Raw genomic sequence first — 24411 nt, 5'->3', positions numbered from 1 at the left:
TGTTTACATCTTTTCCGGGGCACTGACGCCCAGGATGTTCAGGCCATTGGCCAGGGTCTGCCGTGCAGCGCTGGCCAAGGTGAGTTTGGCGTTGCGCTCAGCGGCATCATCCACCAGCACGGGGGTGCCGTGATACCACGTGTGGAAAGCGTGTGCCAATTCACGCAGGTACTGCGCGACCTGATGCGGTTCCAGCGCGATGCCGGCCGCTTCCACCACTTCCGGGTAGCGCGAGATTTCGTTCATCAGTTCCAGCGAGGCGTCGTCGCCCAGACGCGACAGCGCGGCCAGACCTTCGGCCTGCTTGTAGTCCAGGCCCTTTTCCTGCGCCTGGCGCAGCAGCGAGCAGACGCGGGCATGCGCGTACTGCACGTAGAACACCGGGTTGTCGCTGCTCTGCTGGCGGGCCAGGTCGATGTCGAAGGTCAGCTGCGAATCGGGCTTGCGCGCGATCAGGAACCAACGCACCGCATCGCTGCCCACTTCCTCGATCAGGTCGCGCAGGGTCAGGTAGCTGCCGGCACGCTTGGACAGCTTCACTTCCTCGCCGCCGCGCATCACCGTCACCATCTGGTGCAGCACGTATTCCGGCCAGCCCTTGGGAATGCCCAGGTCCAGCGCCTGCAGGCCAGCGCGCACGCGCGCCAGCGAGCCGTGGTGGTCGGCGCCCAGTTCGGTGATGGCGCGTTCGTAACCGCGCTGCCACTTGCTCAGGTGATAGGCCACGTCCGGCAGGAAGTAGGTGTAGGTGCCGTCGGACTTGCGCATCACGCGGTCCTTGTCGTCACCAAAGTCGGTGGAGCGCAGCCACAGCGCGCCGCCTTCCTCATAGGTGTGGCCGGAGCTGATCAGCTGCTGCACGGTCTCGGCAACCTTGCCGTCCTTGTACAGCGAGCTTTCCAGGAAGTAGATGTCGAAATCCACGCCGAATGCAGCCAGGTCCAGGTTCTGCTCGTTGCGCAGATAGGCCACCGCAAAGCGGCGCACTTCTTCCAGGTTCTCGGCATCCTTGGCGCCGACGATCTGGCTGCCTTCCAGGTCCACGGTTTCACCCAGCAGGTAGGCCTTGGCCACGTCGCCGATGTAGTCGCCGTTATAGGCTTCGGCCGGCCACTGCTCGTCGCCCGGCTTGAAGCCGCGCGCACGTGCCTGCACCGACTTGGCCAGGTTTTCGATCTGCACGCCGGCGTCGTTGTAATAGAACTCGCGCTTGGCGTTCCAACCGTTGACTTCCAGCACGCGGGCGATGCAATCGCCGATCACACCAGCGCGGCCGTGGCCGACATGCAGCGGACCGGTCGGGTTGGCCGACACGTATTCGACGCCGACGCTGCGGCCGTTGCCGCTCAGGTTGCGGCCGTAGTCTTCGGCTTCCTTGAGCACGCTGACCACTTCGCGCTGGTAAGCCACCGGCGAGAGTTTGAAATTGATGAAGCCAGGGCCGGCGATCTCGACACTGACGATGTCGTCGCTGGCCGGCAACGCGGCAAGCAGCGCCTGCGCAACGGCGCGCGGATTGCTGCGCGCGGCCTTGGCCAGCAGCATCGCGGCGTTGGTGGCGAAATCACCGTGTTCGCGGGTCTTGGGTCGTTCGACCACGAAATCCGGCGGCAGGGTGTCGGCAGGCAAAGTGCCGTTGGCGCGCAAGGCTTCGATGCCTTGGCCGATGAGGGCGCGGAGTTGGGCTTTCACGTGACTATTCTGCTTGGAGCGCGGAACTGACCATTTTACCTGACCTGCGTCACCGCCGCCCGCGAGCTGCCCGCTGGGGTCAGCAATGTCAAAAAAACGGAAAGACCGCGGCGGCCAGCAGGCATGGGGCATTCCGTCCTGGGCCGGGCGGTATCGGGGAGTCGGGGGCGGGTGGAGTGATTCAGGCTGAGGCGTTCAGACCCAGCCACGCGCGGCCAGCGACACCGGTGCGCCGTCGCCGATCACGAAATGGTCGAGCAGGCGGATGTCCACCAGCGCCAAAGCCTGCTGCAGGCGCGTGGTGATGGCGCGGTCGGCCGCCGACGGTTCAGGATTCCCGGACGGGTGATTGTGGCCGACGATCACCGCCGCAGCGTTGTGTGCCAAGGCCTGGCGCACGACTTCACGCGGATGTACCTCGGCGCTGTCTACCGTCCCTGTGGATAACTCTTCAAAGGCCAAAGCCCGATGCCGGTTGTCCAGAAACAGCGCCGCGAATACTTCCTGCGGCCGGTGGCGCAGGCGCTGGGCGAAGTAGCGGCCGGCGGCGGCCGGGTCGGTCAGTGCATCGCCGCGTTCCAGCTCGGCGGCCAGATGGCGCCGGCCCAGTTCCAGCGAGGCGCTGAGCTGGCAGGCACGGGCCGGGCCCAGCCCGGGCAGCTTGGCCAGTTGCGGAGCGCTGCGGTCCAGCAGTGCCCGCAAGGGGCCGTGCGCCTGCAGCAGTTCGCGCGCGGTCTGCACCGCATCACGCCCGCGCAGGCCCGAACCGAGGAAGATCGCCAGCAGTTCAGCATCGGAAAGTGCGGCCGCGCCGCGCGCCAATAATCTTTCGCGCGGGCGTTCAGCGCTGGGCCAATCACGGATATGCATGAGTGGCAGATTCACCGCCATTTGCCAAAAACTGGATCAGGCGTAACAAAGCCTTCGGTTAAGCTAACCCTTCTTCTGTACCTAGGAATCCCCATCCGTGACCAGCGTTTCCCCCACTTCCCGCCCCTTGGAAGGACAGAAGCTGCTGCTATGCGTAGGCGGCGGCATCGCTGCGTACAAGTCGCTGGAGCTGGTGCGTCGCCTGCGTGATGCCGGCGCCACCGTGCAGGTGGCGATGACGGCTGGTGCGCAGCAGTTCGTCACTCCCCTGAGCTTCCAGGCGCTGTCCGGCCATCCCACCCGCACCACGCTGTGGGACAGTGCCGCCGAGCAGGCCATGGGCCATATCGAACTGGCGCGCTGGGCCGACCGCATCGTCATCGCCCCGGCCACTGCCGATCTGCTCGCGCGACTGGCGCATGGCAATGCCGACGATCTGGTGACCACGCTGTGTCTGGCCAGTACTGCGCCGTTGACCGTGTGCCCGGCAATGAACCACCGCATGTGGCTGCACCCGGCCACCCAGGCCAACATGACAGTGCTGCGCGAGCGCGGCGTGCAGGTGATCGGGCCGGAAGACGGCCCGCTGGCCGAGGGCGAATCCGGCCCGGGCCGGGTCAGTGAAGCACCGACCATCATTGCTGCGCTCGCCGGCAACCAGGCACCGCAGGCACCGGTCAAGCCGGGCCGTTTGAATGGCATGCGTGTGCTGATCAGTGCTGGTCCCACCTACGAAGATCTGGACCCGGTGCGTTACGTCGGCAACCGCAGCAGCGGCAAGATGGGCTATGCCCTGGCCGCCGCCGCCGCCCGTCAGGGCGCGCAGGTGGTGCTGGTCAGCGGCCCGGTGCAGCTGGCCACCCCGGTTGGCGTGCAGCGCATCGATGTGCGCTCGGCTGCGCAGATGCGCGATGCCGTGCTCGGCGCTTTGCCGGCGGATATCTACATCGGTGCCGCCGCGGTGGCCGATTACACCCCGCGCCAGGTCTCACCGCAGAAGCTGAAGAAGACCGCCGGCACCCAGACCCTGACCCTGGAACTGGTGCGTACCGCCGACATCCTCGCCGAAGTGGCGGTGCACGAGCAGGCTCTGAAGCTGGTGGTGGGCTTTGCCGCTGAAACCCACGATGTGGAGAAGTACGCGCGCGGCAAGCTGGCCGACAAGCATCTGGATCTGATCATCGCCAACCAGGTCGGCATTGCCGGCAACGGCTTTGAGAGTGATCAGAACGCGGCCGTGGCCTACTGGGACGGCGGCCTGCGCGAGTTCCCGGGCACCGCCAAGACCCAGCTGGCCGAACAATTACTGGATTTGATTGCCGAGAGGTTGGACGCATGAGTAATGGACTGCAGCCCTTGCAGGTGAAGTTGCTGGACCCGCGCTTCGGTGACAGCTGGCCGTTGCCGGCTTACGCCACCGAGGCCAGCGCCGGCATGGACCTGCGCGCGGCGACCGAAGCGCCGTTGACGCTGGAACCGGGTGATGCGGCGCTGCTGCCCAGCGGCATCGCGATCCATATCGCCGATCCTGGCCTGTGCGCGGTGGTTCTGCCACGCTCCGGGCTGGGCCATCGGCACGGTATCGTGTTGGGAAATGGCACGGGCTTGATCGATGCCGATTATCAGGGGCCGTTGCTGATCAGCGTATGGAACCGCGGCCGTGACGCATTCACCATCGAACCGGGCGACCGGATCGCGCAGTTGGTGGTAATGCCGATTGCACGCGTGACGTTGCAGGTAGTAGATACTTTCATCGACAGTGCACGTGGAACGGGTGGATTCGGCCACACCGGGGTGCGCTGACAGGGGGAAACGCACGATGAGCCAAGGCAATGAGAACGGGCGACCAGGTCCCGCGCTGGGTCGATCAACGCCACTGCTGGCGGTACTGCTGCTGTTGTTGGCCGGCTGGTTCGGCTGGGGCGCGGTAGATCAATGGATGCAGTCCGGTACCAGTGCCGGGCTTGAGCAATCCCGCGATCAGGCCGTTGCCGGTGTGCAACAGGCATTGACCGCGCAGACCACGCAGTTTGGCAAGCAGCTGGCGCTTGAGCCGGTCAAAGCCGCCCTGGCCAGTGGCGATGCAGCCGCCGTCGCCTTGGCGGTACGTGACAAGTGGACCGGCGTGGAAGACGCGCAGGTACTCGACGCCGGTCTGGCCGAGGCCTATGTCGATCCGGCGACGTTCGGCTACTCGCGGCTGGCACTGCTGGAACAGGCCATGGCCACCGGCCAGCCGGTGGCACTGGTGGTTCGCGATGGCGGCAGCCCGCGACTGGGCCTGGCCGCACCGGTGCTGCTGCAAGGCAAGCCGGCGGTGATCTACATCCGCCAGCCGTTGACCCGGCTGACCTCCGTGTTTGATGGCGTTGATTCGCCGAGCAGTGCCTTCCTCGGGCTGCGTCAGGGCGGTTTTACCATCGTCCAGAAAGGCGCAACCAACCTGGGCAACAGCGCCGATGCACTGGCGCGTCCGGTCGGCGACACCGGTCTGCGCGTTGTGGCCGAGCTGCCCGATGCCAACACAGGTTTGATGGGCCTTGGGGTGATTGCCAGTGCCATCGTGGCGCTGTTACTGCTGGCCATCGCTTTGCTGTTGCTGTTGGGACGCAAGCGTTTGGCGAATCTTTCGGTCCTGCGCAAGAACACCGTTCAAGCCGAAGATGGTGGCCTGACCTTGCAGGAAGCGCTGGAGCAGGACCCGCAGCCGTTGCCGGTTTCGGCCAATGCGCGCGCTGATGATGTGCCGCAGGCGCGGGTTGAACCGGGAGCCGACGCGGTATTGCCGGTCATCTTCCGCGCTTACGACATCCGTGGCGTGCTTGGCACCGAGTTGAACGCCAGTGTCGCCACTCTGATTGGCCAGGCCATCGGCAGCGAAATGCAGGCCCAGGGCCTGCGCGATGTGGTGGTGGGCCGCGACGGCCGGCTGTCCGGGCCGGAGCTGGTCGATGCCTTGATCACCGGCCTGCGCCGCGCCGGCTGCGACGTGATCGACATCGGCATGGCGCCGACTCCGGTGGTGTATTTCGCCAGCTACCACCTGCGTGCCGGCAGCTGCGTTGCGGTCACTGGCAGCCACAATCCGCCGGACTACAACGGCTTCAAGATCGTCATCGGTGGCGAGACGCTGTCTGGTGATGCCATCACCGATCTGTACAAGCGCATCCAGGAAGGCCGCCTGCAGCATGCCGACAACGAAGGCAGCCTGCAGCAGCGCGAAGTCATCGATGACTACGTGCAGCGCATTGCCGATGACGTGCAGCTGGACCGCCCACTCAAGATAGTTGCCGATGCCGGCAACGGCGTTGCTGGTGCGGTGGCACCGCAGTTGCTGGAAGCCATTGGTGCCGAGGTGATTCCGCTGTACTGCGAGGTGGACGGCAACTTCCCCAACCACCATCCAGACCCCAGCGACCCGCACAACCTCGAAGACCTGGTGCAGATGGTCAAGCGCTTCGACGCGGACCTCGGTGTGGCCTTCGACGGCGATGGCGACCGCTTGGGTGTGGTTACCAAGGACGGCAAGATCATCTTTGCCGACCGCCTGCTGATGTTGTTCGCCGCCGACGTGCTGGCCCGCAACCCCGGCGCGATGGTCATCTACGACGTCAAGTGCACGGGCAAGTTGTCGGACTACATCCTGCGCAACGGCGGCAGCCCGATGATGTGGAAGACCGGGCATTCGCTGGTCAAGGCCAAGATGCGCGAGACCGATGCCGAGCTGGCCGGCGAGATGAGCGGCCACTTCTTCTTCAAGGAACGCTGGTACGGCTTTGATGATGGCCTGTATGCGGCGGCACGCCTGCTGGAGATCCTGGCGCAGCGTGATGAAGAACCGTCCGAGGTATTGAACGAGTTGCCGGATGCGATCTCCACGCCGGAGTTGAAGGTAGCGGTGGAAGAGGGCACCCAGCATGCGCAGGTGGCCTTGATCGTGGCGGCAGCGCAGGTTGAGGACTCGCCGTTTGCGGGCGCGCGCATTTCCACGATTGATGGCCTGCGTGCCGACTTCAGCGATGGCTGGGGTCTGGTGCGTGCCTCCAACACTACACCGGTGCTGGTGCTGCGCTTCGAGGCCAATGATGAAGCGGCGCTGGAGCGGATCAAGGCTGTGTTCCGCGAGCAGTTGCTGCAGGTGTTGCCGGCGGGGACCGAACTGGGTTTCTGATTGGTTGATGCTGTTGAACGAAGGGCCGTCCACGAATTACGCGGGCGGCCTTTTTGTTTTTGGTTTTGTGAGAGCGGCGTCAGCCGCGAAGCCACTGCTGCCTCAGTTCTAGACGGGCTGCAATTCGAGATTAGCTGGCGGCGGTTGTTTCGGTAGCTTCGCGGCTGACGCCGCTCCCACAACCACAACCGGCCCGCATCACTTCACGCCCCACCAAACCGCAAACCAACCCCCGGCTCGGTAAACAGATAGCGCGATTCCAGCGCCGAATCGCCCAGCTTGTGCCGCAGCCGCCCCACCAGGATGCGCAGGTAATGCGTGTCATGCCGATGCGTTGGCCCCCAGATTTCCTGCAGGATCTGCGGCTGGGTCACCACTCGCCCGGCATTGCGCAGCAACAAGGCCAGCAGCGCGTATTCCTTGCGGGTCAGTGCAATCGCTTCGCCATCCACGCGTACATCGCGGCGCGACAGATCGATATGCAGACGGCCGTCATCAAACACCGGCACCTGACCTTCGCTGTCGGTGCTGCGACTGCGCAGCAAGGCACGTACCCGCGCCATCAATTCCTGGGTGCCGAACGGCTTGGTCACATAGTCGTTGGCGCCGTTGTCCAAGGCGCGCACTTTCTCGGCTTCGCCGGCGCGCACGCTGAGCATGATCACCGGCACCTGGCTCCATTGCCGCAGTTCGGCCAGCACGTCGTGGCCTTCCATGTCGGGCAGGCCGATATCCAGCACCACCAGATCGGCACCGTCCTCGGCCAGCCGCTGCAGGCCTTCGGCGCCGTTGGCGGCTTGGCTGACCGCATAGCCTTGCGCGCGCAAAGAGATATCCAGAAAGCGCCGGATCTGTACTTCGTCATCAACCACCAGCACGCGCGGCGGCGGAATGGCCGGCGCGTCAGCCATCATCGTGCGGGCTCTCGGGGTGCGGCTGGAGCAGGGGCAGGGTCATGCGGATCAGGGTACCGCGTCCGTCACGTCCCGGCAGCGCTTCAACGCTGCCACCGTGTGCGCCGATCATGCCCTGGCAGATGGTCAGGCCCAGACCGGTGCCTTGGCGGCCGCGGTCGCCGCGCTCCACGCTGTAGAACATGTCGAAGATGCGCGAACGCTCGGCATCGGGAATGCCCGGGCCGGCGTCGATCACCTCGATGCGCAGCTCGTTGGCCTGCTGGCGCGCGCGCACCTCCACCGGCACCCCGGGTGGCGAGAACTTGGCGGCGTTTTCCATCACGTTGAACACCGCCTGCTCGACCAGCGCCGGGTGCACCCAGATCGGTGCCATGTCGGCCGGAATATCCAGCTGCAGGCGTACGCCCGGTTGGTAGCGCTGCAGGCGCCGTGCGGCCGAGCCGATCAGCTCGTCCACGCCTATCCAGTCGCGGTTGAGCTTGAGTCCGTCGTGGCCGAGTCGGGTCATGTCCAGCAGGTTCTGGATGTAGCGGTCCAGCCGCTCGCCCTCGACCACGATGGTATCGAGCAGGGCACGGCGGTCGCCGGCATCCATCGCATCGGCGTAATTGGACAGGCTGTCGGCTGAGCCGATCATCGCCGCCAGCGGTGAGCGCAGGTCGTGTGAGACCGAGGACAACAGGGCGGATCTAAGCCGCTCGGTTTCGTTGTGTAGATGTGCGGTTTCCAGATCGGCCACCAGACGCGTGCGCAATGCCGCCTGGGCGATGTCGTCGGCCATCGCTTCCACCAGCTGGCGTTGCTCCGGGGCCAGCCGTGGATGTTGGTGATCGAAGCGCAGGCCGGCAACGCCGATTGCGTGTGCCTCGCCGTCGAGCAACGGCAGGAACCACCAGCCGGCACCGGCCAGCGTATCGGTGAAGCGGCCGGCCGGTTGCCCATGACGCAGCGCCCAATCGGCCGCTGCCAGATCGGTGTCGCCCGGTGCAGCGGTGCCGCTGGTGCTGGTGTCATTGCCCAGCCGCACCCACGCCGGTGCATCCAGCGCCTGCTCCAAGGCAACGCGGCCGGCGTGGCCGACCTGGGCGTTGTCGGTGGCACCGACCAGTTGCCGGCCCAGGGTCTGGCGCACATTGGCATGGCGATTGGCCGCGCGCAGCGCCACCACCTGCATGCGCAGGCGCGATGCCAGGCGGCCTGCAACCAATGCGGCGGCGAGGAACAGGAAGACGGTGATCACGCCTTGCCGTGCGCTGATCGCAAAGGTGAAGCGAGGTGCGATGAAGAAGAAGTTGTACGCCAGGAAGCACAGCGTCGCTGCCAGTACCGCCGCACTCATGCGGGTTCTTGCGGCCACCAGTACCACTGCGACGATGAACACCATCGCCAGATCGCTCAAGCCTATCCATTGCTCGCCCAGCCATGCCGCCAGGCAGGCACCGGCGGTGGCGAGTACCGCCGTCGTTGCATCCTTGCCCCAGCTGTCCGGTGCCAGCGACAGACCGAAACGACGCGCGTTGGCGCGCGCCTGCGGGGTGCTGATGATGGTGATTTCGTAATGCGCGCCGCGCTGGATCAGCTGCTGGGTCAGGGTCTGGTTGAACAAGCGTGCCAATGGTCGTTCGCGGGTACGGCCCAGCAGCAGTGATGACACTGCGTTGTGCGCGGCGTAATCGAGCAGCGCATCGGCGATGCCCGGCCCGTGCAGCAGTTCGGCATCGCCGCCCAGTCGCCGTGCCAATGCGAACGCATCGTCGATCTCGCGGCGGGTAGCCTCGTCGTGGCGACGGTGCTGCACGGTCACCACCGTCCACGGTGCATCGCGGCGCTCGGCGATGCGCCGCGCCACCCGCACCAGGTATTCGCTCTGGCCACCGCCATCGATGGCGACCACCACCCGACGGCGCAGTGGTAGATTGCCTTCGCCGCGTGCGGCGCGGGTCTCGCGCAGGCTGCTGTCGACGCGATCGGCAGCTTCCTGCATCGCCAGTTCGCGCAAGGCAGTGAGGTTGGCCGGCGAGAAGAACGCCTGCAATGCCTGCGCTGCCTGCTCCGGTACGTAGACCTTGCCTTGCTGCAGGCGTTCGATCAGCTCGCGCGGTGGCAGGTCGACCAGCACGATGTCGTGCAGGCGGTCGAACACCACATCGGGCACGGTCTCGCTGACGCGCACGCCGGTGATGCGCATCACCACATCGTTGAGGCTTTCCAGATGCTGGATGTTGATCGTGGTCCACACGTCGATACCGGCATCGAGCAGTTCCATCACGTCCTGCCAGCGCCGTTCGTGACGGCTGCCGGGGGCATTGCGATGGGCTAGCTCATCCACCAGTACCAGCGCCGGCTTGCGTGCCAGCACAGCGTCCAGATCCATCTCCTGCAGCTGATGGCCGTGGTACTCCAGTGCGCACATTGCAATGCGCGGCAGGCCTTCGAGCAGGGCGGCGGTATCGCTGCGGCCGTGGGTTTCAACCACGGCCGCCATCACATCCACACCACGCCGTAGTTGTTCCTGGGCGCGGGTGAGCATGCTGAAGGTCTTGCCCACGCCCGGCGCAGCGCCAAGGAATACGGTCAGTTTGCCGCCGGCGTCGCGTTGCAGGGCCTCGGCCAAGGCATCGGCCTGGCGGCTACGGGAGTCGTTCATGGCCACGATTGTGCGCTGTTGCAGGCGCGTCCCGCATCAGGGCGCATGCGCGGCCTGATCCAAGGCCCGGTTGAGGGCAATCACGTTGATGCGTGGCTGCCCGAACACGCCCCATTGGCGGTCCTGCAACTGTGCATCAACCAGCGACTGCACGCGCGCTTCCGACCAGCCGCGTGCAGCGGCTACGCGTGCCACCTGCACCTGCACCGCAGCCGGTGACAGCTCCGGGTCCAGGCCGCTGGCCGACTGCGTGACCAGATCGCCCGGCACCTTGGCCGGATCGATCTTTTCGCGCGCTGCAACAGCAGCCGTAGCTTCGCTCACGCGCTTGATCAGGTCCGGATTGCTGCGCGCCATGTTGCTGCCGGCTGCGGCCATCGGATCGTAGTTGGCGGCCGAAGGACGGGTCTGGAAGTAGCCATCGCCAGTGAACGGCTGCGCCAGATACAGCGAGCCACGCACTTGGCCGTCGGCATCGCGGATCAGGCTGCCGTCGGCCTGCGCCGGAAACAGTGAGCCGGAGATGCCGGTCGCCAACACCGCATAGACCAGACCGGTGCCGAGAAGGCCGAACAGTGACAGACCTATGGCCGGCCGCCACAGCGGGTTACCGGAACGACGGGAAGAGTTCATTGAGGTGTTCATGCGCCAAATACCAGAGCAAGCAGAAGGTCGATGGCCTTGATGGCCGCAAATGGCAGCAGCACGCCGCCCAAGCCGTACACCAGCATGTTCCTGCGCAGCAATGTGGTGGCAGTGGCCGGACGGAAGCGCACGCCACGCAAAGCGAGCGGAATCAAGGCCGGGATCACCAGCGCATTGAAGATCAGCGCTGCCAGCACCGCATTACGCGGGCTCGACAGCTGCATCACGTTCAAGGCCGCCATCGACGGGATGCTGGCGGCGAACAGCGCCGGCAGGATCGCGAAGTACTTGGAGACGTCATTGGCCAGTGAGAAGGTGGTCAGTGCGCCGCGGGTGATCAACTGCTGCTTGCCCACTTCCACCACCGCCAGCAACTTGGCCGGATCCGAGTCCAGATCGACCATGTTGCCGGCCTCTTTGGCGGCCTGTGTACCGGAGTTCATCGCCAGGCCAATATCGGCCTGGGCCAGTGCCGGCGCATCGTTGGTACCGTCGCCGACCATTGCCACCAGCCGACCACCGGCCTGCTCGGCACGGATACGTGCCAGCTTGTCTTCCGGCCGTGCTTGGGCGATGTAGTCATCGACACCGGCTTCGGCGGCGATGGCGGCGGCGGTAAGCGGGTTGTCGCCGGTGATCATCACCGTGCGGATACCCATCGCCCGCAGCTGCGCGAACTTCTCGCGCATGCCGTGCTTGACCACGTCGGCCAGCTCCACCACACCGAGCACATGCCGGCCTTCGCTGACCACCAGCGGCGTGGCGCCGCCACGGGCGACCTGGTCCACGCGTGCCTGCAGCTCGTTCGGCACCGTGCCGCCCAGCGCCAGTACATGCGCGGTGATGGCATCGCCAGCGCCCTTGCGGATGCTGCGGCCATTGTCGAGGTCGACACCGGACATGCGGGTTTGCGCGGTGAAGGCTAGATAATTTAGAACCCCGCACATGGATGTGCGGGCTTTTGCGGAGGGATCCGCATGAACGTGGTCCGGCTCGGCGGTGGTGCATCCCTGCTCGCGGGCCAGACGCACGATGGATTTGCCTTCCGGTGTAGGGTCGGCCAGCGAGGACAGCAGCGATGCTTCACGCAGCTGTGCAGCGTCGATGCCGGCCAGCGGATGGAAGTGCGTGGCCTGACGGTCGCCGTAGGTGATGGTGCCGGTCTTGTCCAGCAGCAGCACATCCACGTCGCCGGCTACTTCCACTGCCTTGCCGGATTTGGCCAGCACATTGGCCGACAGCGCACGGTTCATGCCGGCGATGCCGATGGCCGGCAGCAGGCCGCCGATGGTGGTCGGGATCAGGCACACCAGCAGCGCGATCAGCAGCAGTGGATCGACTTTGACGCCGACAAAGCCTGCAATCGCCGGCAGCGTTGCCACCACCACCAGGAAGGTCAGCGACATCGCCGCCAGCAACAGGGTCAGCGCGATCTCGTTCGGCGTCTTCTGCCGGTTCGCGCCTTCCACCAGCGCGATCATGCGATCGAGGAAGCTGTGGCCCGGCTCGGCGCTGACCCGCACCACGATCTCATCGGACAGCACCTTGGTGCCGCCGATCACGCCGGAGCGGTCGGTGTCGGCCTCGCGCAGTACCGGTGCTGATTCGCCGGTAACCGCAGCCTCATTGATGGTGGCCAGGCCGCGCACGATCTCGCCATCAGCCGGCACGAACTCGCCGGCACTGACGATCACGTACTCACCCGGGCGCAGCTCGGCAGCAGGCACGCGGCTTTCGGCAGCACCCTGCAGCGGCGTGGCGACACGCCGTGCGACCAGGTCCTGACGTGCACGTCGCAGCGACGCGGCCTGGCCACGGCCACGCGCCTCGGCCACGGCTTCGGCGAAATTGCCGAACAGCACCGTCACCAGCAGGATCGCGGTGACGGCCAGGCCGAAGCCCATCGGCGCATTGCCGCTGAGGGTGACGATCAGCGCCAGCACGGTGCCGACCATCACCACCGCCATCACCGGGTTGTGCAGCAGGTGCAACGGCGACAGCTTGCGTACTGAATCGAGCAGGGCACGGCGCAGGCCAGCCGCATCGAGCAGGGCGGGGCGGCGCGATGCCGCAGGAGAAGCGGAGCGGTTCATGGGGGCGTTCACGGTGAGGGGGCTCCCTGCAGGGCCAGCAGGCTGAGGTGTTCGGCCACCGGGCCAAGCACCAGCGCTGGCAGGAACTGCAGCACGGTAAGGACAATGACCACGCAGATAAGCGTCAATGCGAAGGTCGGGGTTTCAATCTGCAGGCTGCCGGCGCTTTGCGGCACCTGCCGTTTAGCGGCCAGCTGCGTGGCGATGATCAGCGGGATGATCAGGATCGGGAAGCGACCCAAGACCAACACCAGCGCACAGCTCAGGTTCCACCACAAGGTGCTGTCAGCCAGCCCCTCAAAGCCCGAGCCGTTGTTGGCATAGGCCGACGTGAACTCGTAGAACACCTGGCTGATGCCATGGAAACCGGGGTTGGAGGTGCCAGCCAGGCCGGGGATGGCCAGGGTCAGCGCGGTCAGGCCGAGCAGGGTGATCGGTTGCAGCAACACCAGTACTGCGAGCAGGCGCACCTGCGGCGTTTCCAGCTTGCGACCGAGCAGTTCGGGCGTGCGTCCGGTCATCAAGCCGGCCAGGAACACCGCCATCATCAGATAGACCAGGAACTGCTGGATGCCGCAGCCGATGCCGCCCCAGATGGCGCTGATCAACATGTTGACCATGGGCATCATGCCGCCGAGCGGGCTCAGTGAATCATGCATGCCGTTGACCGAGCCGTTCTGCACCTGGGTGGTGATGGACGACCACAGTGCGGTGCCATCGGCACCGAACCGGGCTTCCTTGCCCTCCATCAGCAAGGGGCTGGCAGCGCTGGCGCTATGACCTTCCAACCACAGGCTGGCGCTGGTGGACAGCACCGACATGGTCAGCATGCAGCCGAATACCAAGGCACCAAAGCGACGCCGGCCAGTGAAGGCGCCAAGCATGCAGATGATGGACATCGGGATCAGCAGGATGCCGATCAGCTCCAAGGCATTGGACAGTGGGGTCGGGTTTTCCAGCGGGAAGGCGCTGTTCGGGCCGTACCAGCCGCCGCCATTGGCGCCGAGCTGCTTGGCCGCGACCATCGCCGCGACCGGGCCGAGCGGGATCTTCTGCGTTTCCATGCCGGCACTGGCATCGATCGGCGTCGCCTGCGGGCCACCAGCCAGCGTGGAAGGCACGCCCTGCCAACTCAGCAGCAGCGTCCATACCAGGCACAGCGGCAGCAGGAAGCGCAGGCACAGGCGCACCACGTCGGCGTAGTAGTTGCCTACGGTGACGCGCACCGGGGCATTGCCGGTGTCACTTGTCGCCGGTTTCATGAACAAGGCGCGCAGGGTTGCCACCGCAAGTGCCAGGCCCATCATCGGGGTGATCACCTGCAGGCCGGTGATGCCGGTCATCTGCGAGAAGTAGGACAGCTGCGTCTGGCCGCTGTAATGCTGTTGGTTGGTGTTGGTCAGGAACGACACCATGGTGTGGAACGCGGTATCCCAACGCATGTTGGGGATGTTGTCCGGGTTCAACGGCAACCAGGCCTGGGTCATGAACACCGCCAGGGTCAGCACCGCCAACACCAGGTTGCTGATCAGGAACGCGACCACATAGCCACGCCAGGACATGGAGTGGTTGGGATCAACGCCGAGCACGCGGTAAAGCGGCTTTTCGATCCAGTTGAAGAGGATGTCGATACGCATCGGCGTACCGCGCATCAGCCGCGCCAGGTACAGGCCGAGCGGCCAGGCCAGCGCCAGGCTGGCCAGAATGAGGATGATGGCTTCAGTCACGACGGCACTCCTCAGAACGATTCGGGTCGAAGGACCGCGTACAACAGGTAGGCAGCGGCGATCAGCACCACTACGCCACACAACAGAGCAAGCCAGCCGGGCATGGGAAACCTCGAATTACGATCAGGACGCGGCCGGGGCTGCCGGAACGCGCGTCAGTGGACGGGTAGGGCGGCAGGCAGGCGCGAACGACAAGTCTGATCACCCCGATCAGGCCGCTATCGTCCTCCCGAGGGGCGTAAACGATCGACGCCAGTGAAGCGGGGTAGGCGTAAAAGGCGCGTAAAAAGTGAGTTTGGGTGGGGGATTTGGAAGCAATGCCAAAGCCAAAGCCAAAGCCAAAGCCAAAGCAGAAGGCAGAAGGCAGAAGGCAGAAGGCCCCTCATCCGCCCTCCGGGCACCTTCTCCCGCGGGCGGGAGAAGGGACGGCGTTCGTGGCTTGCGGTTAGCTCTGCTTCGGCTCGCGGACTTTCAGCCGGCCGTGGACTTCCAGCAACTCGCGGACATGCAGCCGCAGGGAGCCAATCCATTCTCCCGTGGGCGGGAGAAGAAGGGACGGCGTTCGTGGCTTGCGGTTAGCTCTGCTTCGGCTCGCGGACTTTCAGCCGCCCGTGGACTTCCAGCAACTCGCGGACATGCAGCCGCAGTGAGCCAATTCCTTCTCCCGCCTGCGGGAGAAGGTGCCCGGAGGGCGGATGAGGGGAAGCTTTTAAACAAAAAAGCGGCCCGAAGGCCGCTTTTTTTCAATCCGACAATTTGCTGGGAAAGCTCCTGCCGAGCATGGCTCGGCACTACAGCCGACAATTTATCGGGAAAGCCCTGCCGAGCATGGCTCGGCACTACAGCCGACAATTTATCGGGAAAGCCTTGCCGAGCATGGCTCGGCACTACCTACCGCCTTCAGCTCTTGGCAGGCTCTGTGCTGGCAGCAGGTGCGGTCGCTGCTGGCGCAGCAATCCCCTTCAGCTCGCGATACCGCGCCAGGCTCTCGGCAATCTCAACTTCCAGCGCCCGCCGCTGCTGCTCAAACGCGGTCTGCAGACGCAGCTGCGCCAGCAGTTCGTTGTGACGCTGGCGGATTTCGCCGGCCTGCTTGTCGGGCACCTTCTGCCCGGCCAGCTCTTTGTTGCCGGCTGCTGTGAGCTGTGCGGCCAAGGCGCCACGCAGGCTGGTCACGTTGAAGACCGCAGTCTTGACGTTGTTGTCGACAATTGCCGTGCGCTCATTGAACACACGGCGCAGATCATCTTCAGTGGCATACGTAGACAGCATCGCCTGCTCGGTACGCTTGCGCGTATCAACCGCCGCTGCGTCCACTTCCTGCTGGGCTTGGGCCAAGGCCGCGTCGGCACGCTCTTCGGCCGTGAGCGCGCGCTGCACTTCCGCACCACGCAGGCCGCTGCGTGCGTTGAATTCCTCGCGCGCCTTGTTCACCGCTTCAGGTGGCAAGGTGTCCGAGCAGATGCGCTTGCCGCCCTCATCCCAGCAATACAATTTCTTGCCGGGATCGGACGGCTTGTTCTGGGCCAGCGCCGGCATTGCCAGCGCTGCCAGCATCAGCGCCAGCGTCGTGGCGGTTTTGGACGGATTCGGCACCATGGCAGCCCCCTGCTATCAGCCTGTCGGATTGCTCCCGTAGCGGCCACGGTAGGCCAGCAACGGTTCGCGATAACCGACAAGTTCCGGGTTCCCGGACGCGAATGCAAGCAGATCGGCCAGATTGGCCACGGCGATCACCGGGATGCCGGTTTCAGCGGACACGGCCTGCGCTGCAGAACGGCGGTCATCTTCCGAGGCGATTTCCTGGCGGTCCAATGCCACCACGATGCCGGCCGGGATGCCCTTGGCTTCGCGGATGATGGCCAGGGCCTCGCGGATGGCGGTGCCGGCGGTGATCACGTCGTCGACGATCAGGATGCGCTTGCCGGCCATGTCGGCGCCGATCAGGGTGCCGCCTTCGCCGTGGTCCTTGGCTTCCTTGCGGTTGAAGGTCAACGGCAGGTTGCGGCCGCGGTGCGAGAACTCGCAGGCAATGGCGGTGGCCAGCGGGATGCCCTTGTAGGCCGGGCCGAACAGCTGGTCGTAGGCAATACCGGCGGCATCGATGGCGTCGGCGTAGCAGTTGCCCAGCTGTGCCAGCGCCAGACCGGTGTCAAAACGGCCGGCGTTGAAGAAATACGGGCTGACCCGGCCAGACTTCAGGGTGAACTGGCCAAAACGCAGCGCGTCGGCATTCAACGCCAGCTGCAGGAAACGGGAACGGTGGTCACTCATGTAAATACGCTGTCTTATCGTCTATTGAGGTTCCTAGGGTAAAGCATGGCCCTTGCAATTGCTGCGCTGCGGGTCCGGGCGCTGGCTGGTCCCCGAGCCGAGCCGCTGTCAGGAGAAAGCCAAGGCCCGGTTTGTCGGCCGCCCCGGTCCGGGCGGTATGCTGTGCCGGTCTTGAGCTTTCCCAATAGCGGTCCTTCATGCGCATCATCAGTTTCAACGCCAACGGCATCCGTTCGGCCACCACCAAGGGCTTCAACGAGTGGTTTCTGGCCCAGCAGGCCGACGTGCTCTGTATCCAGGAGACCAAGGCGCAGGAGTCGCAGCTGACCGATGCGCTGTTCCGCCCGGATGGCCATCACTGCTTCTACCGTGATGCCATCACCAAGAAGGGCTATAGCGGCGTGGCGATCTGGAGCCGACGCGAGCCCGATGAAGTGCGTACCTCGCTGGGCTGGGCGCCGTTCGATGACGAAGGCCGTTACATCGAGGCACGCTTCGGCAACCTCAGCGTGGTTTCGTTCTATATCCCGTCCGGGTCCTCGGGCGAGCTGCGCCAGGGCTTCAAGTTCGAAGTGATGGAGTGGCTCAAGCCGATCCTGGACGAATGGCTGGCCAGCGGCCGCGACTACGTGCTGTGCGGCGACTGGAACATCGTGCGCAGCGCGCTGGACATCAAGAACTGGAAATCCAACCAGAAGAACTCCGGCTGCCTGCCGGAAGAGCGCGACTGGATGAACGGCTTCTGCGCCGACCAGGCCGAGCTGACCGACGCGGCCAACGGCCGCGGCTGGGTCGATGCCTACCGCGCGCTGCATCCGGAAGGCCAGGACTACACCTGGTGGAGCAACCGCGGCGCGGCCCGCGCCAACGACGTCGGTTGGCGCATCGACTACCAGTTCGTCACCCCGGGCCTGCGTGATCGCCTGCGTAGCTGTTCGATCTATACCGGCCAGCGCTTCTCCGACCACGCCCCGTTCACTGTGGACTACGACCTGTGAGTGAAGCTGCCAAGCCCCAACGTCCCTGGCAGCGGGTATTGTCCAATCTGAGCCAGCGCAAGGTGCTGGCGATGCTGCTGCTGGGTTTCAGCTCGGGCTTGCCGCTGTACCTGGTGGGCAACACGCTGGGCTTCTGGATGCGCAAGGAAGGCATCCAGTTGGATGCCATCGGCTTCCTGTCCTGGGTCGGCCTGGCATATTCGCTGAAGTTCCTGTGGGCACCCATCGTTGATAAGACCAATGCGCCGCTGTTTGGCTGGTTGGGGCGCAGGCGCGGTTGGATGCTGCTGTCGCAGCTGATCGTTGTTGTCGGGCTGGTTGGCATGGGGCTGATCCAGCCCAAGGGTGGCCAGATCACCTTCCTCGGCGTCGCCTGGGAGCACATTGTGGTGTTCGGGGTGATGGCGGTGATCGTCGCCTTTGCTTCGGCGACCCAGGACATCGTCATCGATGCCTGGCGCATCGAGTCGGCTGACAACGGCGAACAGCTTGGCCTGCTGACATCTTCATCCGCACTGGGTTATCGCTCGGCCTTGCTGGTGACCGATGCGCTGATTCTGCTGATTGCAGCCAAGGTGGGCTGGCAGGTTTCCTACGAAATCATGGCCGGTTTGATGGCGGTAGGTGTCGTTGCGGTGTTCATGGCCCGTGAGCCGTTGCCCGCACAGTTGGCGGTGGCAACACAGTCCGCACCGTTGTGGACGCCGCGCGGCTTGTTCGACGCGGTGATCGGGCCGTTCGTTGCCTTCGTACGTGAGCATCGCAGTGGCGCGCTGCTGATTCTGGCGGCGATCAGCTTCTACCGTCTGGCCGATTTCGTGATGGGGCCGATGGCCAATCCGTTCTATGTCGATCTCGGCTTGAGCGAGGAGACCGTTGGTGCCGTGCGTGGCTCGATCGGTCTGGTCGCGACCTTTGTGGGCATCGCCGTCGCGGGTGTGGTGGCGCTGCGCTGGGGCATGCTGGTGGCCTTGGTGGTTGGCGCGGTGTTGGGCCCGTGTTCGAACCTGGCATTTGCCTGGTTGGCCTATTCAGGCCCGGACATCACCCACTTCGCGATCGCCATGGCGATCGATAATTTCGCCAGCGGCTTTGCCGGTACGGCGCTGATCGCCTACATGTCCAGCCTGACCAGCATTGGCTATACCGCGACCCAGTACGCCTTGTTGAGCTCGTTCTATGCCATGCCCGGTAAAGCCTTGAAAGGATTCTCCGGCTGGTCGGTGCAGACTCTGGCGCAGGGCCGCACCTTGTTGGAAGGCTACGCGCTGTTCTTCATCGGCACTGCGCTGGTAGCGATTCCTGTCGTCATCCTGTGCGGATTGTTGATCGTGCACCAGCGCCGGCTTGCCCGCGAGGGGTAGGGCAGTTGCCTGCATCTTCCTGCTGCGGGATGATCGCCCCCGACGCGCCGAGGGGGCGGCCTTGCTACTGAGGAAGTGAGCATGGCAGATGTTGTGTTGCGGGATATCGATCCGCTGCTGATGGAGCGCATTCGTCGCCTGTCGGTGGCGCGCGGCTGGACCCGCGAGGAAACCTGTCTGGCGCTGCTGGAACAAGGGTTGTTCACCAGCGAGCAACATGTGCGCGGTGGCTTCGAGGATCCCGAAGTGGACGTCCTCTCCGAAGCCATCAAGGCCCTGCAGGCCCTACCGACCGGCAGCGATATCTGAAACCACGGTAGAGCCGAGCCATGCTCGGCTGGAGCGGTTTGTAGGAGCGGTGTAAGCCGCGAAGCCACTGAAGGATCCGGGGCCGCTGTGCCCAGGAATCCAGGCATTGGGTATGCACGTCGCGTGGAAGCAGGGTCGGCTTCGCGGCTTATACCGCTCCTACAAACGGGGGCTCAGGCCAAATGAATCGCGCCCAGAATCCTCGGTCCACGCGCACCGCTGACACTGGGCAGATTGCCGGGACGACCGGCCAGGGTTTCCTGCGCCAACCACGCAAAACCCATCGCCTCCATGTAATCCGGGTCCAGCCCATGTTCGGCACTGGAGCCGATCTGCATGCCTGGCAACCGCGCCTGCAACCTCAACAACAGCTGTGGATTGCGCACCCCGCCGCCGCAGACCAGCACCCGTCGCGCAGCCGGCAGCTGTGCCAGCAGTGCATCAGCCACCGTGGCTGCGGTCAGCTCCAGCAACGTGGCCTGCACACCTGCAGGCGTCAACGCAGAAGCACCCAACTGCGCCTCCACCCATTCCAGATGGAACTGCTCACGGCCCGTGCTCTTCGGCGGCGGCAACGCGAACCATGGCTCAGCCAACAATCGCGCCAACAAACCTTCATCCACCCGACCACTGGCAGCAAACGCCCCACCAGCATCGAATGCATGACCAAGATGGCGCTGGCACCAACCGTCCAACAAGGCATTGGCCGGGCCGGTATCAAAACCGCGGATGGTGCCATCGCGGGCAATCAGGCTCAGGTTGGCGATGCCGCCGAGATTGAGCACCGCACGGTCTTCGTCGGCGCTGCCCAACATCGCCAGATGGAAAGCCGGCATCAGTGGCGCGCCGTGTCCGCCTGCGGCCACATCGCGGCGGCGGAAATCGGCCACGGTGGTGATGCCGGTCAGTTCGGCAATACGGTTGGCATCGCCAATCTGCCAGGTGAACGCCGGGGTGCTCAGCGGCCGGTGACGGATGGTCTGCCCATGCGAGCCGATCGCCTGCACCTGCGCGCGCTGTACCCCGGCTTCCGCCAACAGCTGGTTGGCGGCGCTGGCGAAGGCGATACCAACGCTGGCATCCAGCTGTCCCAGCGCATCCATCGACGCCGGCTCGCCACCTTGGCCGAGTGCGATCAATGCGTCACGGGTAGCGCTATCCCAGGCATGGGTGTAGCCGTGGACGAAGTGGCATCCACCGCTCAGCGGAAACTGCACCAGCGCCGCATCGATGCCATCGGCGCTGGTGCCGGACATCAGGCCAAGAAACAACGGCAGCTGCGGATCAACAGAGGTCATGGCGGTCGCTAAAAAGAAACGGGCAGGGAAGCTTCAAGCTCCCTGCCCGTGTCGTCAACGGTGTTGCGCCGGCTCAGCCGCGCTTGCCACCGGCTGCTGGCGTTGCCGCTGCAGTCTGCGTGGCCGCCGGCTTCTTGCTGTCGCCAGCATCGGCGTAGATCAGTTCTTCCATGCCCTGGATGCGCGCCATCGCCGGTGCGGTCTGTGCCCGGAATGCGGCCAAGTCCGCCCCCTGCAGCGGCTGCGGCGGCGGCATCGTCACCGACAGCGGATTGCGGTGCACGCCGTTGACGCGGAATTCGTAGTGCAGATGCGGCCCGGTCGACATGCCGGTGGAGCCCACATAGCCGATCACCTGGCCCTGCATCACGCGCTGGCCGGCACGGTAGGTGCCCAGTCGCGACATATGCCCGTACAGCGTGGTGTGGCCGCTGCCGTGGTCGAGGATCACCACGTTGCCGTAACCACGTTGGGTGCCGGCAAACTGCACGCGGGCGTCGCCGGCGGCCATGATCGGGGTGCCGGTGCGCGCGGCGTAATCCACGCCCTTGTGGGTGCGCATCGTGCCCAGGATCGGGTGGCGGCGGGTGCCGAAGTTCGAGCTGAGGCGGGCGAACTGGATCGGCGAGCGGATGAAGCTCTTCTTCAGCGAACGACCATTGAGGTCGAAGTATTCCTCTTTGCCGCCGCGATCAAAACGGAAGCCGGTATAGGTCTTGCCGCCGGTCTGGAAGGTCGCCGCCAGGATCTTGCTGGTGTCGATGCGCTCGCCTTCGCGCCAGGTCTCGTCCATCACCACGCTGAAGCGGTCGCCCGGCTGCAGGTCCTTGGAGAAGTCGATGTCGTACTTGAAGATTTCATCGGTCATCGTGGCGATGGCCGAGGGCGACAGGCCGGCCTTGCGCGCGGCGTTGTACAGCGAGCTGGTGATTTCACCGCTGGCCACCACGGTGCGGGTGCTGGTGGCACGCTCGCTGACCTTTTCGCGGATCTGGTCGCCCAGCAGGGTCAGTTCCACACGGTGATTGGCATCGCGGTCGAAGCGGATCGTGCGCAGCGCGCCATTGACCGGCAGATCGAAGGCGATTTCCGCGCCGGGGCGTAGCTTGGTCAGCACCTCGCGGGTGCCGGGATGGTCAAGCACCTTCTGCATGGTGGTGGCCGGCACGCCAGCGGCCTCGAACAGGTCGCTCAAGGTCTGGCCGCGTGCAACCCGCTGGATCTGCCAGCTGTCGCCCGGGGTTTCACCGCGCCGCGCCAAAGACAACGGCGGCAAGGGCAGGGCAAGCGTGGAATGCGATGACGGCAGGTTGCTGTCGATGGCGTTGGAAAAGCCGGGAACAATCGTCGCCGCCAACGCACCGATGGTCAGGAACAGGCTGGCGTGGATCCAATGCCGGCGGTTCCAGCGTTCATTGAACGCGGCGGGCAGATGTTCCTTCAACTTCCGATGCAGGGCGTTGTCGTGCAGGACGTGGAGTCTTTCCTGGAAGCGCTGTTTGCGCGCGGAGCCATGATCGGGTTGGGACATCGGTCGGTTCTCTGGTCGACCCGGATCGCGGGCCCAAACGCAGGTAACATAGACACCTATCAATACCGCGTCAAACCATTGAGCCGCATGGCTTTTCAATCGGGTAACGTGGTTAACTTGTACTTAACACCATTCATGTTTTTGACTGCGAAGTCGGGAGTTTTAGCGTGTCCTCGATTGATGAAGCCCTTGCCCTGATCGGTCGCGGAGCCGACGAAATCCTCAAAGTGGAAGAGCTGCGCCAGCGTCTGGAAAGCGGCCGCCCACTGCGTGTGAAGGCCGGCTTCGACCCCACCGCACCGGACCTGCACCTGGGCCACACCGTATTGCTGAACAAGCTGCGTCAGTTCCAGGACCTCGGCCACCAGGTCATTTTCCTGATCGGCGACTTCACCGGCATGATCGGCGACCCGTCCGGCAAGAGCCTGACCCGCAAGCCGCTCAGCAAGGAAGACGTGCTGGCCAATGCGCGCACCTACGAAGAGCAGGTGTTCAAGGTGCTGGACCGGGAAAAGACCGAGGTCCGCTTCAATTCCGAGTGGTTCGGCAAGATGACTGCGGCCGACATGATCCGTCTGGCCGGCCAGCACACCGTCGCCCGCATGCTCGAGCGCGACGATTTCGCCAAGCGCTACGCCGCCCAGCAGTCCATCGCCATCCACGAATTCCTCTACCCGCTGGTGCAGGGCTACGACTCGGTGGCACTGGAAGCGGACGTCGAGCTCGGCGGCACCGACCAGAAGTTCAACCTGCTGATGGGCCGCGGCCTGCAGGAGCACCACGGCCAGAAAGCGCAGATCGTGCTGACCATGCCCTTGCTGGAAGGTCTGGACGGCGTCAACAAGATGTCCAAGTCGCTGAACAACTACATTGGCATCAGCGAGCCGGCCATCGACATGGTCACCAAGACCATGAAGGTGGATGACACCTTGATGTGGCGCTGGATCGACCTGCTCAGCTTCGATATCTCCATCGACGAGACCAAGCAGCTGCGCGTCGACGTCGAGGCCGGCACCATCAACCCGCGTGAGATCAAGCTGCGCCTGGCGCGCGAGCTGACCACCCGTTTCCACGACGCCGCTGCCGCCGAACAGGCCATTGCTGGCTGGAATGCCGCAGTGACCGGGCAGGGCGATATCACCCAGCTGCCGCTGCAGGAAGTAGCTATTCCGGCCGAAGGCCTGCGGATCGGCGCCTTGCTGACCGCTGCCGGCCTGACCCCGAGCAACTCCGAAGCCTCACGCAAGCTCAAGGAGCGTGCGGTAAAGGTGGACGGCGAAGTGGTCGAAGATGCCCAGACCGTACTGCAGCCCGGCTTCGAAGGCCTGCTGCAGGTAGGCAAGCGCACCTTCGCCCGCGTCCTGCTGGTAGCAAGTGCCTAAGTGCTCAAGGCTCCAAATGACCAAAGCCCCTCTCCCGCGTGCGGGAGAGGGGTTGGGGTGAGGGCAGAGCGAAGCGGAGTTGTTTCAGCGCCACCGCAAACCCAATCAGCCCTTCTGGAAAGCCTTGGTTCCGCACACTAATAAGGTGTAAGCAAAGCAATCCAGGCTTCTCCAGCGGCCCAATGAACGAAAGTTGGAAAAAACCTCCAACACCCCCTTCACAAACCTCGCAAAGAAGCACATACTTCACCTCCCCCGACGCAGGGGCCTCGCAAGAGGCGCAAGCGGAAGGAAAGCTTGAAGTCACCGTCTCGAAATGAGGTGTTGACGAAGCAGAAAAGCCCCCATATAATGGGCGGCTCGCTACGACGGAAACGTCGCAGCCTACGAAGAAGGCGCTGAGGCCTGATTCGAAGTTCTTTGACAGTATGCGCAGGTATCTTGTGAGGACGCCTGCAGGAATGGATGACTGTCCATCTTGCAGACGTTTAAT

General features: G+C 64.6%; 19 protein-coding genes. 7 read left to right on the top strand and 12 right to left on the bottom strand.

Annotation, left to right across the window (positions count from 1 at the left end; all coding sequences use genetic code 11):
• Positions 1-3: 3 nt before the first annotated feature.
• Together argS and radC are read right to left on the bottom strand one after the other, a co-directional pair.
• Entirely contained in the window at positions 4-1692 is a 1689-nt protein-coding gene (argS, locus tag ACVOMB_RS01195) for an arginine--tRNA ligase (protein WP_481529567.1), read from the bottom strand.
• A 195-nt stretch (positions 1693-1887) separates the two neighbouring features.
• A complete protein-coding gene (gene radC / locus ACVOMB_RS01190) occupies positions 1888-2562 on the bottom strand; it encodes a RadC family protein (RefSeq protein ID WP_481529663.1) in 675 nt (224 codons plus the stop codon).
• A 97-nt stretch (positions 2563-2659) separates the two neighbouring features.
• On the opposite strand from radC, the gene coaBC reads away from it, so the two are divergent.
• The 3 genes from coaBC to ACVOMB_RS01175 are packed head-to-tail and all read left to right on the top strand — an operon-like array spanning position 2660 to position 6733.
• Positions 2660-3901, top strand: a complete 1242-nt coding sequence (gene coaBC / locus ACVOMB_RS01185; RefSeq protein WP_481529566.1) for a bifunctional phosphopantothenoylcysteine decarboxylase/phosphopantothenate--cysteine ligase CoaBC — start codon at positions 2660-2662, stop codon at positions 3899-3901.
• On the top strand, positions 3898-4365 hold the full coding sequence (gene dut / locus ACVOMB_RS01180; protein WP_296253083.1) for a dUTP diphosphatase: 468 nt from the start codon (positions 3898-3900) through the stop codon (positions 4363-4365). The genes coaBC and dut overlap by 4 nt, the downstream gene beginning before the upstream one ends.
• 16 nt (positions 4366-4381) lie before the next feature.
• Positions 4382-6733: a phosphomannomutase/phosphoglucomutase gene (locus tag ACVOMB_RS01175; protein ID WP_481529565.1), complete on the top strand. Its 2352-nt coding sequence runs from the start codon at positions 4382-4384 to the stop codon at positions 6731-6733.
• Positions 6734-6936: 203 nt separating this feature from the next.
• Here the strand turns inward: ACVOMB_RS01175 and ACVOMB_RS01170 are convergent, their stop codons facing one another.
• The 8 genes from ACVOMB_RS01170 to pyrE form a co-directional block, all read right to left on the bottom strand.
• Entirely contained in the window at positions 6937-7647 is a 711-nt protein-coding gene (locus ACVOMB_RS01170; RefSeq protein ID WP_481529564.1) for a response regulator transcription factor, read from the bottom strand.
• Entirely contained in the window at positions 7637-10297 is a 2661-nt protein-coding gene (locus tag ACVOMB_RS01165) for an ATP-binding protein (protein WP_481529563.1), read from the bottom strand. The genes ACVOMB_RS01170 and ACVOMB_RS01165 overlap by 11 nt, the downstream gene beginning before the upstream one ends.
• Before the next feature lie 36 nt (positions 10298-10333).
• A complete protein-coding gene (kdpC, locus tag ACVOMB_RS01160; protein WP_481529562.1) occupies positions 10334-10930 on the bottom strand; it encodes a potassium-transporting ATPase subunit KdpC in 597 nt (198 codons plus the stop codon).
• An 8-nt stretch (positions 10931-10938) separates the two neighbouring features.
• A complete protein-coding gene (kdpB, locus tag ACVOMB_RS01155; RefSeq protein WP_481529561.1) occupies positions 10939-13035 on the bottom strand; it encodes a potassium-transporting ATPase subunit KdpB in 2097 nt (698 codons plus the stop codon).
• A gap of 8 nt (positions 13036-13043) precedes the next feature.
• Positions 13044-14762 carry a potassium-transporting ATPase subunit KdpA gene (gene kdpA / locus ACVOMB_RS01150; RefSeq protein ID WP_481529560.1) on the bottom strand — a complete coding sequence of 573 codons (1719 nt, stop codon included), beginning with the start codon at positions 14760-14762 and terminating at the stop codon, positions 13044-13046.
• A gap of 11 nt (positions 14763-14773) precedes the next feature.
• Complete coding sequence (locus tag ACVOMB_RS01145) at positions 14774-14866, bottom strand: potassium-transporting ATPase subunit F (RefSeq protein ID WP_054660392.1); 93 nt, start codon at positions 14864-14866, stop codon at positions 14774-14776.
• A 796-nt stretch (positions 14867-15662) separates the two neighbouring features.
• A complete protein-coding gene (locus tag ACVOMB_RS01140; RefSeq protein WP_481529559.1) occupies positions 15663-16361 on the bottom strand; it encodes a hypothetical protein in 699 nt (232 codons plus the stop codon).
• Positions 16362-16376: 15 nt separating this feature from the next.
• A complete protein-coding gene (gene pyrE, locus ACVOMB_RS01135; protein ID WP_481529558.1) occupies positions 16377-17036 on the bottom strand; it encodes an orotate phosphoribosyltransferase in 660 nt (219 codons plus the stop codon).
• A gap of 197 nt (positions 17037-17233) precedes the next feature.
• On the opposite strand from pyrE, the gene ACVOMB_RS01130 reads away from it, so the two are divergent.
• From ACVOMB_RS01130 to ACVOMB_RS01120, 3 genes are all read left to right on the top strand, one after another.
• Positions 17234-18034: an exodeoxyribonuclease III gene (locus tag ACVOMB_RS01130; RefSeq protein WP_481529557.1), complete on the top strand. Its 801-nt coding sequence runs from the start codon at positions 17234-17236 to the stop codon at positions 18032-18034.
• Positions 18031-19398 carry an AmpG family muropeptide MFS transporter gene (locus ACVOMB_RS01125; RefSeq protein WP_481529556.1) on the top strand — a complete coding sequence of 456 codons (1368 nt, stop codon included), beginning with the start codon at positions 18031-18033 and terminating at the stop codon, positions 19396-19398. Before ACVOMB_RS01130 ends, ACVOMB_RS01125 begins: the two co-directional genes overlap by 4 nt.
• An 81-nt stretch (positions 19399-19479) precedes the next feature.
• Complete coding sequence (locus ACVOMB_RS01120) at positions 19480-19707, top strand: hypothetical protein (protein WP_481529555.1); 228 nt, start codon at positions 19480-19482, stop codon at positions 19705-19707.
• Between the two features lie 173 nt (positions 19708-19880).
• On the opposite strand, the gene ACVOMB_RS01115 is transcribed toward ACVOMB_RS01120, so the two are convergent.
• Together ACVOMB_RS01115 and ACVOMB_RS01110 are read right to left on the bottom strand one after the other, a co-directional pair.
• The gene (locus ACVOMB_RS01115) at positions 19881-21005 is read right to left on the bottom strand and encodes an anhydro-N-acetylmuramic acid kinase (RefSeq protein ID WP_481529554.1); all 1125 of its coding nucleotides are present in this window, start codon (positions 21003-21005) and stop codon (positions 19881-19883) included.
• A gap of 73 nt (positions 21006-21078) precedes the next feature.
• A complete protein-coding gene (locus tag ACVOMB_RS01110; RefSeq protein ID WP_481529553.1) occupies positions 21079-22536 on the bottom strand; it encodes a peptidoglycan DD-metalloendopeptidase family protein in 1458 nt (485 codons plus the stop codon).
• Positions 22537-22703: 167 nt separating this feature from the next.
• Here ACVOMB_RS01110 and tyrS point away from each other — a divergent pair, with 167 nt between their 5' ends.
• Entirely contained in the window at positions 22704-23918 is a 1215-nt protein-coding gene (gene tyrS, locus ACVOMB_RS01105; RefSeq protein WP_481529552.1) for a tyrosine--tRNA ligase, read from the top strand.
• Positions 23919-24411 lie beyond the last annotated feature (493 nt).

This window comes from Stenotrophomonas sp. STEN018 (assembly GCF_056760235.1).
The sequence above is the reverse complement of the archived record's forward strand: the minus strand, read 5'-3'. Positions and strand labels throughout refer to the sequence as shown.